At 32.6% G+C, this 16,068-nt stretch carries 17 protein-coding genes; 12 read left to right on the forward strand and 5 right to left on the reverse strand.

Going from position 1 to position 16,068, the window contains the following annotated elements; all coding sequences use genetic code 11:
* Window positions 1–12 precede the first annotated feature (12 nt).
* Complete coding sequence (locus tag SMGD1_RS07250) at window positions 13–1,233, forward strand: GAF domain-containing sensor histidine kinase (protein WP_008336799.1); 1,221 nt, start codon at window positions 13–15, stop codon at window positions 1,231–1,233.
* Here SMGD1_RS07250 and SMGD1_RS07255 read toward each other — a convergent pair.
* Window positions 1,230–2,339: a GGDEF domain-containing protein gene (locus tag SMGD1_RS07255; RefSeq protein ID WP_008336367.1), complete on the reverse strand. Its 1,110-nt coding sequence runs from the start codon at window positions 2,337–2,339 to the stop codon at window positions 1,230–1,232. The genes SMGD1_RS07250 and SMGD1_RS07255 overlap by 4 nt on opposite strands.
* 143 nt (window positions 2,340–2,482) lie before the next feature.
* Here SMGD1_RS07255 and SMGD1_RS07260 point away from each other — a divergent pair, with 143 nt between their 5' ends.
* The gene (locus SMGD1_RS07260; RefSeq protein WP_008336327.1) at window positions 2,483–3,706 is read left to right on the forward strand and encodes an HD-GYP domain-containing protein; all 1,224 of its coding nucleotides are present in this window, start codon (window positions 2,483–2,485) and stop codon (window positions 3,704–3,706) included.
* On the opposite strand, the gene SMGD1_RS07265 is transcribed toward SMGD1_RS07260, so the two are convergent.
* Complete coding sequence (locus SMGD1_RS07265) at window positions 3,703–5,556, reverse strand: flagellar assembly protein A (protein ID WP_008336718.1); 1,854 nt, start codon at window positions 5,554–5,556, stop codon at window positions 3,703–3,705. The genes SMGD1_RS07260 and SMGD1_RS07265 overlap by 4 nt on opposite strands.
* Window positions 5,557–5,720: 164 nt before the next feature.
* On the opposite strand from SMGD1_RS07265, the gene SMGD1_RS07270 reads away from it, so the two are divergent.
* Window positions 5,721–6,614, forward strand: a complete 894-nt coding sequence (locus SMGD1_RS07270; protein WP_008336822.1) for a GGDEF domain-containing protein — start codon at window positions 5,721–5,723, stop codon at window positions 6,612–6,614.
* Between the two features lie 11 nt (window positions 6,615–6,625).
* Here SMGD1_RS07270 and SMGD1_RS07275 read toward each other — a convergent pair whose 3' ends face one another.
* On the reverse strand, window positions 6,626–8,062 hold the full coding sequence (locus SMGD1_RS07275) for a mechanosensitive ion channel family protein (protein WP_008336743.1): 1,437 nt from the start codon (window positions 8,060–8,062) through the stop codon (window positions 6,626–6,628).
* Between the two features lie 125 nt (window positions 8,063–8,187).
* Here SMGD1_RS07275 and SMGD1_RS07280 point away from each other — a divergent pair, with 125 nt between their 5' ends.
* The 9 genes from SMGD1_RS07280 (at window position 8,188) to SMGD1_RS07320 (ending at window position 15,117) form a co-directional block, all read left to right on the forward strand.
* Entirely contained in the window at window positions 8,188–8,610 is a 423-nt protein-coding gene (locus tag SMGD1_RS07280; RefSeq protein WP_008336498.1) for an ATP-dependent zinc protease family protein, read from the forward strand.
* Between the two features lie 11 nt (window positions 8,611–8,621).
* Window positions 8,622–9,554 (forward strand): 30S ribosomal protein S6--L-glutamate ligase, encoded by a 933-nt coding sequence (gene rimK / locus SMGD1_RS07285; protein WP_008335903.1) that lies wholly within the window; start codon window positions 8,622–8,624, stop codon window positions 9,552–9,554.
* On the forward strand, window positions 9,555–10,601 hold the full coding sequence (locus SMGD1_RS07290) for a succinylglutamate desuccinylase/aspartoacylase family protein (RefSeq protein WP_039919884.1): 1,047 nt from the start codon (window positions 9,555–9,557) through the stop codon (window positions 10,599–10,601).
* A 2-nt stretch (window positions 10,602–10,603) separates the two neighbouring features.
* A complete protein-coding gene (locus tag SMGD1_RS07295) occupies window positions 10,604–11,641 on the forward strand; it encodes a zinc-binding metallopeptidase family protein (protein ID WP_008335867.1) in 1,038 nt (345 codons plus the stop codon).
* Window positions 11,642–12,156: 515 nt separating this feature from the next.
* A complete protein-coding gene (locus SMGD1_RS07300) occupies window positions 12,157–12,969 on the forward strand; it encodes a formate/nitrite transporter family protein (protein ID WP_008335625.1) in 813 nt (270 codons plus the stop codon).
* A 10-nt stretch (window positions 12,970–12,979) separates the two neighbouring features.
* Window positions 12,980–13,534 (forward strand): manganese efflux pump MntP, encoded by a 555-nt coding sequence (locus SMGD1_RS07305; RefSeq protein WP_008335463.1) that lies wholly within the window; start codon window positions 12,980–12,982, stop codon window positions 13,532–13,534.
* A gap of 134 nt (window positions 13,535–13,668) precedes the next feature.
* Window positions 13,669–14,175, forward strand: a complete 507-nt coding sequence (locus tag SMGD1_RS07310) for a YeeE/YedE thiosulfate transporter family protein (protein WP_008335128.1) — start codon at window positions 13,669–13,671, stop codon at window positions 14,173–14,175.
* Window positions 14,176–14,178: 3 nt separating this feature from the next.
* Window positions 14,179–14,769: a YeeE/YedE thiosulfate transporter family protein gene (locus SMGD1_RS07315; RefSeq protein WP_008336999.1), complete on the forward strand. Its 591-nt coding sequence runs from the start codon at window positions 14,179–14,181 to the stop codon at window positions 14,767–14,769.
* Between the two features lie 90 nt (window positions 14,770–14,859).
* On the forward strand, window positions 14,860–15,117 hold the full coding sequence (locus tag SMGD1_RS07320) for a hypothetical protein (protein WP_008336080.1): 258 nt from the start codon (window positions 14,860–14,862) through the stop codon (window positions 15,115–15,117).
* A 159-nt stretch (window positions 15,118–15,276) separates the two neighbouring features.
* On the opposite strand, the gene SMGD1_RS07325 is transcribed toward SMGD1_RS07320, so the two are convergent.
* Complete coding sequence (locus SMGD1_RS07325) at window positions 15,277–15,417, reverse strand: hypothetical protein (RefSeq protein ID WP_241761455.1); 141 nt, start codon at window positions 15,415–15,417, stop codon at window positions 15,277–15,279.
* 168 nt (window positions 15,418–15,585) lie between these two features.
* On the reverse strand, window positions 15,586–16,023 hold the full coding sequence (locus SMGD1_RS07330; RefSeq protein ID WP_008335732.1) for a hemerythrin domain-containing protein: 438 nt from the start codon (window positions 16,021–16,023) through the stop codon (window positions 15,586–15,588).
* Between the last annotated feature and the right edge of the window lie 45 nt (window positions 16,024–16,068).

A 16,068-nucleotide genomic window follows, 5' to 3' on the forward strand; every position in this document is an offset into this window, starting at 1 on the left:
AGGAAAAATATAATGCAATATCCAAAGTTTGTAAGTAATAGTAACTTTTACCATATGGACAATTCTAAGAGTGATTTGCAACAGCTAGTGGCTATAGCTGAGAACTTAAAAGCTGTGCATCTCCTTACCGCAAAACATTATGATAGTTTTGAACAGCTCATAGCTGACTATCTAAAAAGCGGCATCGAGATATTTCAGATGCAAACAGGAATAGTAAGCCATATCTCTGAAGATAAAAAATATACTGTCAAAGATGTTGTAACTGATCTTGAGGTTATACACCCAGGTGATGAGTATGAACTTGAAGGTACTTACTGTCGTGAAGTTTATCAAACAGGTGAGACTATTGGTTTTCCTCGTGTGGCAGATATAAAAGAGTTAAAAGATCATCCTGTATATGTAAATCTAAAGCTTGAGGCATATCTCTCGGCTCCAATATTTGTAAATGATGAACTATATGGAACTTTGAATTTTACATCTTTGATTCCTAGAGAACACGGCTTTTCAGAACATGAAAATGATCTTATATCTATGATGGCTGCATCTATCGGTAACTTCATACTTTTACAAGAAAAAGAAGAGAAACTAAAGAAGAAAAATATACGCATTAGTGAGCTTATAGGTTATGTTTCTCATGACTTGAGAAATCCTCTTGGAAGTATCAATGGGCTCTCAAAGATTGCATTATCAAGAGAGTTAAGTCAAGAAAAAATAAAATCTTTTTTTGAGAGTATTGAGAATACGAGTGCTAGAGGCTTAGAACTTGTAAACACTATTTTAAATCAGGCCGCTTTGAGTTCCGGAAAAATAACTCTTGAGAAAAGTAACTTTAACCTTTTGAATTTTATCAATGATATTTTAGATGCTTTTTCTCTGTTGATTAAAGAGAGGAAATTAAACATTGTTTTAGAGATAGATAGCGACTTAATAGTTTACTCCGATAAAGCAAGAATATCTCAAGTCTTTCATAACTTACTAATTAATGCCTTTAAATACTCTGCATCTGACAGTGAGATAAAAGTCAATTGTTATAAAGAAGATAGCCATATCAGATGCTATATTTCAAACATCAAAAGCAGTGATGGAGTCGATAGTTTGGATGATGGTATTTATAAATCTATAGGATATGGACTACATATTGTAGAAGATATTTTACAGCTTCATGGCACAGAGTTAAAAATAAGTCAAGATGAGAAAAATTATAGTGTATCTTTTGATTTAGAACCTTCTTAATCCAAAAAGTTGCTTCTATTGCGTCCGGAATTTTTGGATTTGTATAATGCTTGATCGGCTCTTTGAACAATAGAATTAATATCATCATTATCTTTGTTTAGTGTAACACCAATACTTACAGTTTTTGTGCCAACAGTTTTAAAGTTGTGTCCTTCTACTTTTTTGCGTATATGTTCAGCCAAAGTCATTAAACCATCTTTATCTACTTCCAAAGAGATGATGATAAACTCTTCTCCACCCCATCTAATAAGTGTGTCAGTTGAGCGTGTATACTTTTTTAAGATATTTGTAAACTCTACTAAAACATCATCTCCTACCAAGTGACCATATGTATCGTTGACATTTTTAAAATAGTCTATATCAAGCATCATTAATCCAAAAGAGTGCCCGTATCTCTTAGATTTTTCTAACTCATCTTTAACAACTTTATCAGACATTGTACGATTGTAAAGACCTGTAAGCTTATCGGTTATCGCAATTTTTTCAAGTTCTTCTTTTTTTAAAAAGATTGTTTTTTGTGATGATTCTAAAAGGTATCCACTTAAAATACCAAAAGAAAGAGCAGCTATCATCCAAAAACTATGCAATACAAAGGCTTCTGTATTCATTGGATAGATCAGATAAGCGCTAAGTGTTGCACTGATATATATAAGTAATCCGCTAAGAAGTGCATGAATAAATTTTAAGCCAGAGACAGTAAAAACCCAAAATATTATGAGGTAAAGCTCAGTCTGATAAGTTGTATATCCTTCAAATTCCGAGACTATTAGCATATTGCCAATAGCCGCTACTATTGGGGCTATTATTAGTAAAAAAGTCATTAAGAAGTAACGTATTTTAAAATATGCTAGTAGAGCTATGAGAATTAGTATAGATGGAACTAAGTAAACATGGACTAGTGTTGCCAAAGGTAAAATATCAGCAGGAATAAAAGACCTTGTTATATATGCAAAGATTAAATACAAAGATGCTGTTAAGATGCTAATTGCTGATATATGTTTTAACCTCGATGGTCTTCTCCACTCATTGAAACGTTCTTGAGTCTGTGAGTCCTTAAAGGCAAAAAGATTATAGGAACAAAATATGTATCTGTAGTTTATAGACATTTATTACTTCTTAATTATAAATATTTTAAATTATACAGCATTATATATTCCATAGTTATATTATGTTCTTAACTAAATATGTTATAAGAAATATTTATGATTACTTGTGATAAAATTATCACATTAATTTACAAGGACAATATATGAAGTTTAATCTAAATTCTTTTTTACTGGCTACATCAACTGCATTAGATCACGCGGAAGAAGAGATTATGCACATAACAACACACCATAGTAAGCGTTGTGCATATATCTCTCTGCGTATCGGTATAGAACTTGGCTTAAGTGAAGAAGAGTGCTTTGACTTATGCTCTCTTGCTCTGATGCATGATAATGGTGTCACTCAAGCTTTCTATAATCAAAATTGGTTAGAAGCAGGAGAAAAAAAGAGTCTTGAAATCATGGAAAAATTGGTTGATCATTGTAAAATAGGTGAAAAAAATGTTAGAAATTTTCCATTTTTAACATCGCCAAAAAATGTAATCTTATATCATCATGAGTACTTGAATGGTAGTGGACTTTATGGTTTAGAAGAAGGTGATATCCCTATCATGTCTCAAGTAATCTGTTTTGCAGATGACATTGATATGAAGTTTGATTTACTGGATTCTAGTATTACGGCACTAAATGGGATTAATACATACGCTAAAGAGAACAAAGGTAATCTTTACCATGAAGAGATAGTAGAAGCGTTTTTAAGACTTAGTAGTAAGATATCTTTTTGGCGTGATTTAAATGATGAAAATATTTTAAATTCTGTTGAAAGATATCTTCCTGTTATTGATTCTACGATTGAGCTAAAAGATTTACTAAGCATCTCCTCTGTTTTCTCAAATATAATAGATTCTAAATCTAAATTTACAGCACTACACTCAAATGAACTCACGTCAAAAGCTAAAATGGTTACTGAGTACTTTGGGTGGGATGAGCGCAAGAGTGTATTTTTTCAAGTAGCTGCAAACCTTCATGATATTGGAAAGCTTAGTACACCGAGATCTATTTTAGAAAAGAATGGTCCATTAAGCAAAAGTGAGTTTGAAATAGTAAAAGAACACGCTTATTTAGCACACATGATTTTAAAAGCTATTGATGGGTTTGAACAGATACATGAGTGGGCTTCTGCACATCATGAGAGAAATGACGGAAGCGGATACCCTTTTGGCATGAAAGAGGAAGAGCTTAGTTTTGAAGCTAAAATACTTGCCTGTCTTGACATGTATCAGGCTCTTGTAGAAACAAGACCATATAGAGCAGCTATGTCACATGAGAATGCTATGATAGTAATATATGAACAAGTTCCTAGGAACTTGTTTGAAGAAGCGATAGTTGATTTGATAGCTGAGATATTCGCAGCGGAAGCGGCTTAACTAAGATTGACTATCTTCAAGATGCCGTCTTCATCTTCTTCAAGCTTGAATACTTTTTTGTTCATACTTTCATTTGTATTTAGCTCTATCTCTCTTTGAGGGTTGCTTAGTCTGTATGTAATATGGTTATAGCCTCGCAGTGATTCACTTAGTGTGATTTTTGCATCAAAGATATCAGGACCACGGCTAACTAGCTTCTGTTTTAGTTTGTTGTACTGTTCTTTTTTATATTCAACATTCTCTTTTTGCTTTTTATAATGAACCTTCATGATTTTACACATCTTAAAGTTTTTAATCAGTGCAGCAGAGATCTCTTCACCTGCATTTTTACTTTTAATAATCGCTGCTTTTATTTTTTCGCATGGTTCTAAATTATTTTTTAATTTTAGTGTAGTGGCTTTAAATGTTTCTAGCAATTCTTTGAGTTCTTCTTCTATTTTTTTGAAGTAAGCTTTGTCATCTGCCTTATTGGCATTAAATCCGCTGTCAACTGAAGGATCTAATATAAATTTGTTCTCTTCACCTCTTACTTTTTGTATTTGAATATACTCAGATGCTTCCATTGTAACATGTGATCCTAGAGTCTCTATCTGGATAGTTTTTGCTTTAATCTTTCCACGAACTGCATTTTTAATTATTGCAATATCAGCAATGATCTCACCACCCTCTAAAGTCTCAACTTCGACTTTTCGAGCTATTATTTTACCTCTATGAAGGCTAATATTAGCATTCACACATTTTATGAATGATTCATCATGAGTCTGACCGTCAATTAAGACATCCCGTGCTTCTATCTCGGTATTAGGGCCTATACTTCCTTTTACGGATAGTTTTTGTACCTTTACGCGCATTCCTTCTTCTACAGCATCTTCTAGTGGGTCATCTTTGATTACATTTATGGATATTTCAGAGTTTAAATCAGAGTTAATAGTACCTGTAGTTTTAAAAGATATCTCATCTACATCGATGCTGTTTGATACATCGTACTGGTTTCCTTTTTTGACAAGGTAACCACTTTTATTGGATAAATATTTTATATTTTCATAACTGTCTTGAACTTCAATGCCACCTTCAACTGTGAAGGTTGGTTTTGCATCTAGGTTTACAGTCTCAACTTCGATAATTTTCCCTCTACAAGTTCTACCATGTTTTCCTTGCTGAGGTTTTATAAATTCAAATAATTCTTCGCCTTCTACACAGCTTAGTAAAAAACCTCTGTTGGAGTAATCAACTCTTCCCTCACTATCTTCAGCACCGATGTCATTATTTTCTTCAATGGTCATAAAAACTTCTGAGTTTATTGACTCTATAGAATTAACACCTTGAGCAACAAGTATTCTTTTATCTTCTTTAAATGTTATTGATTTGATCTGTTTGATGACGTCTACAAACTGTCTAATGGTATCTTCATAATCTGCATCAAACAGATAAAGCATGATATTTGATCTTAGTTTTTGCTCATCAATATAGTCTAAAAATTCATCATATAAGTCATCATAATAGTTTAGTATTGAGCCTTTTTTTATTACGAAATATGCAAGAGAGTCATTTTCTTCAAACTCTATTTTAGCAATCATTTTCTCAAATGGGTAACCCTTGTAGTAAGGTTTTACCGTTATATCGTACTGTTGTTCAAACTCTATCGTATTGTCCCTTAGTGAAGCTTCTGAAGCGTATTTGCTAAGTTCATGATTCTGTATCTCAACAAGATTCGCGTTAGCATCTTTATAAAAAGTTTCAACACCGTTTATTTCTATGTAGATTCTAGAGATAGGTATGGAGTTTTGTGCTGCAATTCGCAGTAGTTCTCTTGCAACATTATTTGTAACGACATCAACAGGTTTCTGCATACCCCAACCCTTTTCTTAAAAAAATTATTGTTTAAAATATAAAAATTAGAATTTATTATACTCTATAATCGACAAAAAGCAAGATTTGTGTAATAATTGGAGTTTAAATGTCTTATAAATATGATAAGATATAATCATAAAAAATAATATTTTAGAGGTGTGTAATGACTAGTGATGACAGGATAGATATACATAAAGATTTGTCTGGGAGTTTAAAATCAAACTTGGATGTACACCTTAAAAAAATAATAGCACTATTTAAAGTTATTGTATGTAACCATAAAATAGATGATTTAGAAAAAATGATTAAGCTCCATTCATACTCTAACTGCGAAATAACACATATGTTAAATGCAATTTTAGATTCTAAAGTGAAAAACATAGATGATAAAAAAGAGAAGATTTTAGAGTTTGAAAACCTACATGAACGTTTGCATCAGTTACAAGAGCGCGTACTGGTAGAGTATAAAAACAATGGTTTAGTAAGTGAAAATACATATGAGGACTTTGCAGTTGTCGAGTTTCAGTTTATACAAAAATTAACTGCTTTAGTAATTGAGAGTGAGAATTATGAGAAGAACTTTGATGGTCTGACTAATATATTTAACCGTAAATATTTTTTCGAAAAAGTTGAGTATGACTTTTCAAAAGCAAGACGCACAAGAACTGACTTTACTATAGTTATGGCTGATATTGATCACTTTAAACAGATTAATGACAAATATGGACATCAGGTAGGTGACGAAGTTTTAGTAGAGATAAGTAAGCTTTTTGTAGAACATATAAGGGCATACGATATTGTTGCTAGATATGGAGGAGAAGAGTTTGTTTTCTTCATTTACTCAGATGCCAAAGAGACAATGACGATTTTTAAAAGAATAGAAAAGATGTTACAAGATCAGATATTTGAAATTTATAATCATAAAATAGAGCTAAAGTGCTCTTTTGGTATGGCACAAGACAGAGATAAGCTTAGCATATATGAGTTAGTCTCTCTTGCCGACAAAGCACTTTATGAAGCAAAAAAATTAGGTAGAAATCAGATAGTTATAGTTTAGTGTGTAGTGATTTATTCTTTTACATAAAACTTAATGTTTTCTTCTTGAAATCTGCGTACAATTTTCTGGCTTAATTGTGATTTGAATTCCATTATTTGGTGATATGGTGTTACATACCAAATATACAATATAAAGCATGGTTCTGTTGCATCTGGGACTAAATGTATGCGTGGTCTAAAATCTCTACTGCGCATGTCGTATCGCTTTTTTAAACTAATGAATTGTTTAGATGCAACTTCCATGTAGCGCTCAGTATTTTCTAAAGTAATCTCAGAGGCTATCTCCTCAACTTTTTGAGTGTCTGCTGAAAAAGCTATTCTAAATTCTATTAAATCATAAATTGTTTTCATCTTGTCATGAGTATAGTTATATACATAGTTGTTTACAAAATAGTTGTTTGGTATAAATATTACTCTTCCGGCTCGCTTTAACTGTAGCGATGTAGTGTTGTTAATGCTTTCATAAAGTGTGACCTTAAAAGGTGAAATATCAATTACTTCGCCGATTACTTGCTGATTATTTACACTTATAAGAATCCTGTCGCCCTGTTTTATAAAATCACCAAAAGAGAGATGAAGCCATGCAACAATACTTTGAAGATATTCTTTCATAGAAATTGTAATTGCTGCGGCAATAAAACCTATTAGTGTAGCTGCATAGATAATATTATTTATATTAAATACAATAATCACAAGTAGTAAAATTAGAAAAAAGGTAATATTTAAAATCTTCTTGATTTTAAAAAGCCGATCTTCATTTTCTATACGTTTTGTGATGAAATATTTTACCACATGAAACAAGATAAATATAAAAAACAGAATCCCTAGATTTAAAACAATTCTAGGTAAGCGTGTTCTCTCATAGCTTTTTAATTCATGTGCATAAAGTTCTTTCATGTGCTTAATTACTTCAGCTTTGTGATCTAAGAGACCTTCTGCACTACTAAAAAAATCTATAGCCATTTTTAATTGATACTCTTTTGCAGTATCTTTTTGTTCTTGTTTATTAATAAGTAACAGTTCATTATTGAGATGCTCAAGAGCCCTCGTGTAATCTTGTTGTAAAAGAGTTAATTTTTTAGTTTGTATAGCAAAATTACTTTTTTGATTAGTAAATAAATATTCTACGATGTTTATTTCTTTTGCCTCATTGCCAGTTGTTATTTTTTCAAGCATAGTGTCAAATGACTGTGGCAGTTCATCAAGTATTTTCTTTTTACTTGTTTGAAGCTTTAGGAGTTGAGTAAGTTCAACCTTGTTTTTGCCGATAGCTTTTTTTACTATATTTTCTAATAATTTTATTTCATCATCGAGTGCCTGTGCTCTAAGTGAATTAGCGTAAATCTGAAGCCAACTATTATTGTCTTTTTCAAGATAGCTAAAGTCATCTGCAAAAGATATAGCTGTTAGTAAAAAAAAACTAACTACGTAACCAAGTATAAACTTCATAATAGCTCCATATAAATAATAATTTATATATTATTATACAATCAATTGATGAAAATATTAACCAATTAGAATGTAAATAATAGTTGTAAACAATGATATAATTAGTAATATTAATGGAGTGAATAATGACTGGAAAAAAGGTAGTCGGTAAAAAAGAATTAATTTCAATTATAGACTTAGGGTTGTATGATTTAGATGCAAAAGTTGATACGGGTGCGGATTCAAATGCTTTGCATTGTGATGACATATTTGTAGATGATGACAATATTGTACACTTTAAACTTTTAGATGAGGTTCATGAAGCTTACCACGGCAAACATATGCAGGTGCCTCTCTATGAAATGAGAAAAATAAAAAGTTCAAACGGAACACTTCAAAATCGACCATCAATTAAAGTTAAAGTTGATTTTTTTGGTAAAAAGTATACAACTATTATATCTTTAACTAATCGAGAAAGTATGAAATATCCTATGTTGATTGGAAGAAAATTTTTATCTGGTAAGTTTTTAGTAGATGTATCAAAAGAGTATTTAAGTAAACAAGTATAAAAAGGAAAACCATGAGAGTTTATGTATTATCAAGAAATAAAGCGTTGTATTCAACAAAAAGATTAGTAGAAGCTGCTCAACTAAAGGGTTGGGAAGTTAGAGTAATCGATTACCTTAAATGTACTATAGAGATTATGAAGGGTGAGCTACATGTTAACTATCTAGGTGAGCAATTACCGATTCCAGATGCAATTATCCCTAGAATAGGTGCAAGTAGAACCTTTTATGGTACTGCGATGGTAAGACACTTTGAAATGATGGATGTTTTTTCTACGTCTGGAAATTTAGCTATCGCAAGAAGTAGAGATAAATTAAGAAGTTTACAAATTCTTTCTAAACATGATGTTGATATGCCAAAAACTGTTTTTGCATCAAACAAGTCAACAGCTAAAGATGTTATCGCTCTAAGTGGTGGAGCACCTTTAGTTTTAAAAATCTTAGAGGGTACTCAAGGTGTTGGTGTAGTACTAGTAGACACTGAAAAAGCTGCAAAGTCGGTTCTGGATGCATTTTACGGTATGGATGTAAACTTACTTGTTCAAGAGTTTATAGCAGAAGCTGGCGGAGCTGATATTAGAGTATTTATCGTTGGTGGAGAAGTGGTAGGTGCTATGAAGCGTCAAGGTGCAGCCGGAGAGTTTAGATCAAATCTGCATCAAGGCGGAAGCGCAACAGCGCATAAACTTACAAGAAAAGAAAAAGCAACAGCACTCGCAGCTGCTAAAGCTATGGGTCTTGGTGTTTGTGGAGTTGATATGATACCATCAGAAAGAGGACCACTGGTAATGGAAGTAAACTCTTCACCTGGGCTTGAGGGAATAGAAAAATCAACAAATATAGATATAGCTGGGAAAATTATGGAATATATTGAAAAAAATGTGACTCCACGAAGTGAAACTAATCTTAAAAAACGAAAAATCAAAAGAGATAGCATAGGAGCCTAAATGCCTAGTCCAAAATTTATTTTAGGTGGGCAGGAAATACCACGAGGGACTAATGTAACAATTAATCTCGATCTCCCAAAACTTTATAATACTCCGACACAATTACCAGTGAGAGTAATTAGAGGAAAGAGAAGCGGACCTGTTGTTTTTATAAGTGCTGCAATTCATGGAGATGAACTTAATGGTATAGAGATTATAAGGCGATTTAGAAAGTTAAATATTTTAAAAAAGCTTAAGGGGACTGTTATTCTGGTTCCTATTGTAAATGTTTATGGGATTATGACCCTTTCTCGTTATTTACCTGACAGAAGAGACTTAAACAGAAGTTTTCCAGGAAGTGTTAAAGGTTCATTGGGAAGTAGGGTCGCAAATATATTTTTTGATGAGATTGTAAAAAAATGTGATTTAGGAATAGATTTACATACAGCTTCTATCCATAAATCTAATTTGCCTCAAGTTAGAACTAATATAGATAATGAGTATACATTTAACTTAGCAAAAGCTTTTCAGGCTCCTGTAGTTTTGCACTCTGAGCTTAGGGATGGTTCACTTCGTGCTGTCGCACAAGATGAAGGAATTCCTATCTTGCTTTATGAAGCAGGAGAAGCTTTACGCTTTGATGAAAATTGTATAAGGATTGGAGTTAATGGAATCGTAAATGTATTAAGGGCAAATGATATGCTGCCTAAAGTAGTGAGAAAAACAGCTAGAAAGATTCCAATAATCACAAGAAGCAGCAAATGGATACGTTCAAGTGAAAGTGGAATGCTAAGAACCATAAAAGCACTTGGTGATACTGTAGAAAAAGATGAAATTATTGCATATATAGATGAGCCTTTGGGTGACGATATTTTTGAGCTTAGGTCGCCTTTTGATGGTGTAATTATCGGTAAATCTGAAATTCCACTTGTTCAAGAAGGTGATGCTGTATTTCATATTGCAAAATTTAGCAACCTTGAGATGGCAGAAGATAAGATTGGATATTTTGAAGATGCAATTGAGATGAGTGAATTTAATGAATTAAATGATGAGGAGAGTATAGAATAATTATGGAAGTTTTTTATGATGTTTTAAAACAACTTATTCGCATTCCTAGTGTTGTTGGAGCTGAGCACTCTTTTTTTATGTTTGTAAAAAGAGAACTTGAAGAGATTGGAATAAAAGTTGAGTATTATGACGGTGTACTAGTAGCAAAAGGTGATGAACCACAGAGCGGATATATGTCAGCTCATGCAGATAGACATGGGCTAATCTGTACTGGACACAATGAATTCCAATATGCTGCATTTATTGCAAAAAATAGAGCTGACTTGACTGGTGATTCTAACTCAGAACAAATGCTACATAATTTTACATCAAGGTTTGTTGATGAGAAAGTTCAAGCTTATCAGCCTTGGTCTGGAAATTATTTAGGACTGGGTGTAATCAAAGAAGCTTTTTTATGTCAGAGAAGAAATAATATCATCTTTAAAGTTGAAGGTTTTGATCACCTGTTTCCAGGTACACCTATTGCATTTGTTGACAAGCTTGAAATTAAAGATAATTTAATCTCTGCACAACTTGATAATGTCGTTTCTGTCGCCATTATGATCTATATGTACCATATTGGCTACAAAGGTACAGCTTTTTTTACAGCATCTGAAGAAGCTGGGAAAAGTTGGAGATTTTTACTTGAATGGTTTCGAAGATTTAACATAAGTACAGATGAGTTACTTGTTCTAGATACCAGTCCTTATGCGAGTTTGGAAGATATTAATAACCTAGATATAGTACTAAGAAATAGAGATTCAAATGCAGTGTTTAGGTCACCACTTAAAAACAAAATCAAAAATATAGCGATTGAAGAGAATATAAAATATCATTTTAAAGATGCTTATTTGAAAAATAAAATGTCTCAAACTAAAACAACAGGATCTCTTGGTACAACAGAATTAGGAAGATTAATAAAAGCAACAAAGGGCTCTATTCAGGGCAGCACACTTCAGTTGCCTACCATTGGATATCACACAGCAAATGAAACAACATCTATTAGAGCTGTTGAAAGTATGATAACTGTTTTAAAAAGATTGTATGTTGATGCAGACTAAAATATAAAAGTAAAAAAAACAAGGTAGAAAGTATCTTCTACCTTTATAAAGTATATCTATCTATTGATAGTTTTAAATATAAACAATTGACAATCAATTTTCTTCTTAAGCTTTTTAGCTTCTCTTTGTGTAATTTGATTATTCTTTAAAGCTTCATCAATAATTGTTTCTGAAAGATAAATATGTTGCATATTTTTTATTCCCCTTATTTTAAAATAGATATCTTATTCTATTATATAGTTGAAAAATTTTAATGTAAATTATAAGTTTAGAATAATTAATTAATTTATATTTAAGATGAAGTTATAATTAATATAAGAAATGATTTTAAATATGAATATTCGTGAGTATGTATAGCTATATGTTTTTAAGCATTATAAATTGTATGATATTGCAAATGAGAGAAGAAAGTATCTTATATAAAAGTGGGAGATTAAAGCTCTGAAGTGTAGTTTGATAGTATAAACAGTGATTTTGACATATAATATACTTTATATTAAATATAGGAATATTATATGTCTTATTTACCACCTAGTGAATTTGTTACTCAAATGGTTGACTCAGGTGAGTCTAAAGTTTATATGTCAACCAAAGACACTGTCATACGTGCTTTTATGGCAGGTGCTATACTTGGGCTGGCTGCAGCCTTTGCCATTACAGTCTCTATACAAACAGGCTCACCGCTAGCTGGTGCGATGCTGTTTCCTGTCGGGTTTATCATGCTCTATCTTATGGGTTTTGACCTGCTTACAGGAGTATTTGTTCTAGTTCCTTTAGCACTGCTTGATAAGAGACCTGGAGTTACTCTGAATCAAGTTCTTAGAAACTGGGGTCTAGTTTTTGTAGGTAACTTTGCCGGTGCACTTATTGTTGCATTTATGATTTCATTTGTGCTTACTTACGGCTACTCTATAGAACCAGGTATTGTCGGAGATAAGATAGCATCTATAGGTGAAGCCAGAACTCTAGGTTATAAAGAACATGGTATAGCGGGCTGGATGACTATATTTATCCGTGGTATGTTATGTAACTGGATGGTTTCTATGGGTGTAGTTGGTGCTATGGTCTCTACTTCTGTAAGTGGTAAAGCTATCGCTATGTGGATGCCGATAATGCTATTCTTTTATATGGGTTTTGAGCACTCTATTGTAAATATGTTTTTATTTCCTTTTTCTATGATTCTAGGTGGTGATTTTACAATTGTGGATTATCTAGTTTGGAATGAAATCCCTACAGTGCTTGGAAACTTAATAGGCGGACTTACATTTACTGGACTAACTCTCTATTCAACACATGTAAAAACGGGACCAAAAAGAAATTTAAAATAGGTAATAAATAATGTTTGAAGTTTTTCTACTCTCTTTCGCTCTTAGTATGGATGCCTTTGCTGTGTCAATTGGTCTTGGTGTTAAAAATAAAGTTTTTGATAAAACTTTAGCGCTTAAAGTTGCTCTGTTCTTTGGTCTGTTTCAAGGTCTGATGCCACTCTTTGGTTATCTCGCAAGCCTTGGTCTTGGAAGCATTATAGAATCTATTGATCACTGGGTTGCATTTGTTTTACTGAGTATTATAGGCGGAAAAATGCTTTATGAAAGTTTTGGTGAAAATGTAGAAGATGAAATTTCAATCATTACAAATAAAGTACTGTTAATTTTGGCTATAGCTACAAGTATAGATGCCATGGCAGCAGGTTTCACATTGAATTTATTGCTGCTTGATCCATATATATCCATGATAATTATTGGTATAGTTACTTTTATATTTAGCTACTTCGGAGTTTTTGTCGGCTCAAGAGGTGGCGGATATTTAGAAGATAAGGCTGAGAAATTAGGCGGGATAGTTTTAATTGGGATTGGTCTAAAAATCCTGATAGAACATACATTACTAAGCTAATCATCTTTATTATCTGCATCTAATACTTGCCTTCTATTTTAATTATAAATTCTTATTTATCTTTAATTAAGTATTCTAGCATATAATTTCAAAACGTTAACCTCTACTTGACGTTTTGAAATTAAAGGATAAATATGCCTCGTTCAATACCTTGGTGGCTCGGTGGAATCTCTATGAGCCTGCTTTTTTACTTCACATTTTCTGTCTGGGGTGCCGATCGTCCCATTGGTGCATCTACCGGTATGTCTTACATAGCTAACATGATTTTTGGTCTTGATCCGGAGAACTATGAATATGCAGCGATTGTTGAGCAATCAGGTGCATGGGAAGGTGTAATGCTAGTCGGTGCTTTTTTTGGAGGGCTTTTTATGTCAGTGTTTGTTACAAAAACATTTCACATCAGCTTCATCCCAACACTATGGAAAGAGAGAAAAAACAAATCTATAAAGTCTCGTATGATATGGAGTTTTATTGCTGGATTTCTTCTAGTATTTGGCGCTCGTTTAGCCGGTGGATGTAATGCCGGACATATACTCTCAGGTGGAAGCCAGCTTGCCGTGAGCGGGATGATATTTGCCGTTGTAGCATTAGGCACAGGAATGATTACAGGTAGATTTTTTTACAAAAGAAAAGGAGAGTAGAAGATGCTAGATAGAATCGCAAATATGTTTGACATAGTAGCTAAGGGAGGACATGGCTCTATTTGGCTTGTCCTTTTTATAGGCTTTGTTTTTGGTGCTATTATCCTGTACTCTCGTCTTAATAAATTTGAAAAAATGGCTGGTTTCATGATCTTTGAAGATACATTGGTGCCAAGAATGGCAATGACAACAGTTGCTCTTTCTAGTATTGGTTTTTACTTTTTAGTGCAATCAGGCTATGCAACATTTGATGTAAAACCAACAATATTAGGTGGACTTATTGTCGGAGCTATTCTTTTTGGTATAGGTTTAGTTATACTTGGAAAGTGCCCATCGGCATTCTTTGTCTCAGTATCTGAGGGACGAGTAGATGCACTTGTTGGAGTGGTAGGAGGAATGTTCGGTGGACTCTTCTTTACGCTGGGATATCCTTGGATAAAAGAGCTACTAGGAACAAATCTGGGAAAGATAAGAATCACAGATTATTTTGATGGTTATGGTTTGATAATAACACTTGCTTTAAGTGCAACTCTTTTAATTACAGCATATCTACTTCCTACTATAGACTACAAAGATCCTGCTGATGATAGATAAAAGTTGAAATAACTTTTTGAGAATAATCAACTGATAGATAATATAATTATATTATAATTATTAACTTGAATTATTCAATAGGAATGTTATATGAAAAATAGAATTTTAATACTGATACTTATCCTGAACACATTTTTGCTAGCTTCAAATGTGAAAAAAGAGACAAAGACAGATATAGAGATAAAAAAACAGATGGAAAGAGAAAAAAAGTATGCAAAAGAGCAAACTTTTTATCAAGGTAGTGAGTATGATCTGAAAAGTTTTGAAGTAAATCCCGATGCTTTAAAATCAATGCCTGAAATGGATATTGATTACTCAGACGATGGTGATGTTATAGAAATGGATTAAGCTATCTGTAGACAAAGTAAAAGCCACTCAATATAAACCTAAAACAAATAGAATAATCAAAGAGCAAGACTCAGGAGTCAATGACTCCAGTGGGAAGTATATTAGCCCGCTTGCTTATAAACAAAGGCTGAAGAAGAAGTAATACAGATTACACAGTGACTAAACTAACAAATTTATTTGGTGTAGCGTTTCTTTAAAACCTTCTGTAGTACCTTTTTCGGCTGCTCGCTGAGTGTCTTGAATTTCTTTTTGCATCTCAGAACCATTTGATAAAGACTTTTGAGAATCGATATTTTTCATAGAATAACCTGGTTGGTCCATAATACTATAGATATTGCTTAAGCTAGTGCTAATAGTAGACATAAAAAATTCACTCCTAAAATGTTTTATTTGTGAATTGTAATGTAAAATTTATAATAATTACCTAAGATTAAATCATAAATATATTATTTATTGAAACAAAGTTCCTTAGTGAACCAGACTTCTCATACGTGAGATGATATGGTCTGCATCATCACCAAGGTGTTGCTGAATCATTGTATATAGCATCTGCTCTTCTTTCATGTTGTGTTGTTGCATAAGTATCATTAGTGTCTCAGATAGACTGAAAAATTTGTCATTCTCCTTTGACTCAGCAGCATCTTGCATCTTAGATAGAAGCTCTCTCATCTGCTCATGCTCCATCACCATAACTTGTGTCGGACCCTTACTCATACCCGTTTTTTGCTCAAACATCGGAAAAAGTACCATTTCTTCCATCTTAAAGTGATTTGTCAAAGCATCTTGAAATGATTCAAATTTTAATAAAGTCTCATCGCTCTTAGAAGCAACAGCATCTTCCATTTGTACAAAAATCTCATCGCAGTCTCTGTGCTCTTGAGTCATAAAATCTTTAATATCTGACATCTTATATCCTGATGATTTTTGATGAAATAATAACCTCTTTGAAAA

This window comes from Sulfurimonas gotlandica GD1, from assembly GCF_000242915.1.
Taxonomy (GTDB): domain Bacteria; phylum Campylobacterota; class Campylobacteria; order Campylobacterales; family Sulfurimonadaceae; genus Sulfurimonas; species Sulfurimonas gotlandica.

Bases quoted from the DNA above. Each gene is read 5' to 3' on its own strand.
- SMGD1_RS07250 (WP_008336799.1), top strand. From the start codon at position 13: ATGCAATATCCAAAGTTTGTAAGTAATAGTAACTTTTACCATATGGAC.
- SMGD1_RS07255 (WP_008336367.1), bottom strand. From the start codon at position 2,339: ATGTCTATAAACTACAGATACATATTTTGTTCCTATAATCTTTTTGCC.
- SMGD1_RS07260 (WP_008336327.1), top strand. From the start codon at position 2,483: ATGAAGTTTAATCTAAATTCTTTTTTACTGGCTACATCAACTGCATTA.
- SMGD1_RS07265 (WP_008336718.1), bottom strand. From the start codon at position 5,556: ATGCAGAAACCTGTTGATGTCGTTACAAATAATGTTGCAAGAGAACTA.
- SMGD1_RS07270 (WP_008336822.1), top strand. From the start codon at position 5,721: ATGACTAGTGATGACAGGATAGATATACATAAAGATTTGTCTGGGAGT.
- SMGD1_RS07275 (WP_008336743.1), bottom strand. From the start codon at position 8,062: ATGAAGTTTATACTTGGTTACGTAGTTAGTTTTTTTTTACTAACAGCT.
- SMGD1_RS07280 (WP_008336498.1), top strand. From the start codon at position 8,188: ATGACTGGAAAAAAGGTAGTCGGTAAAAAAGAATTAATTTCAATTATA.
- rimK (WP_008335903.1), top strand. From the start codon at position 8,622: ATGAGAGTTTATGTATTATCAAGAAATAAAGCGTTGTATTCAACAAAA.
- SMGD1_RS07290 (WP_039919884.1), top strand. From the start codon at position 9,555: ATGCCTAGTCCAAAATTTATTTTAGGTGGGCAGGAAATACCACGAGGG.
- SMGD1_RS07295 (WP_008335867.1), top strand. From the start codon at position 10,604: ATGGAAGTTTTTTATGATGTTTTAAAACAACTTATTCGCATTCCTAGT.
- SMGD1_RS07300 (WP_008335625.1), top strand. From the start codon at position 12,157: ATGTCTTATTTACCACCTAGTGAATTTGTTACTCAAATGGTTGACTCA.
- SMGD1_RS07305 (WP_008335463.1), top strand. From the start codon at position 12,980: ATGTTTGAAGTTTTTCTACTCTCTTTCGCTCTTAGTATGGATGCCTTT.
- SMGD1_RS07310 (WP_008335128.1), top strand. From the start codon at position 13,669: ATGCCTCGTTCAATACCTTGGTGGCTCGGTGGAATCTCTATGAGCCTG.
- SMGD1_RS07315 (WP_008336999.1), top strand. From the start codon at position 14,179: ATGCTAGATAGAATCGCAAATATGTTTGACATAGTAGCTAAGGGAGGA.
- SMGD1_RS07320 (WP_008336080.1), top strand. From the start codon at position 14,860: ATGAAAAATAGAATTTTAATACTGATACTTATCCTGAACACATTTTTG.
- SMGD1_RS07325 (WP_241761455.1), bottom strand. From the start codon at position 15,417: ATGAAAAATATCGATTCTCAAAAGTCTTTATCAAATGGTTCTGAGATG.
- SMGD1_RS07330 (WP_008335732.1), bottom strand. From the start codon at position 16,023: ATGTCAGATATTAAAGATTTTATGACTCAAGAGCACAGAGACTGCGAT.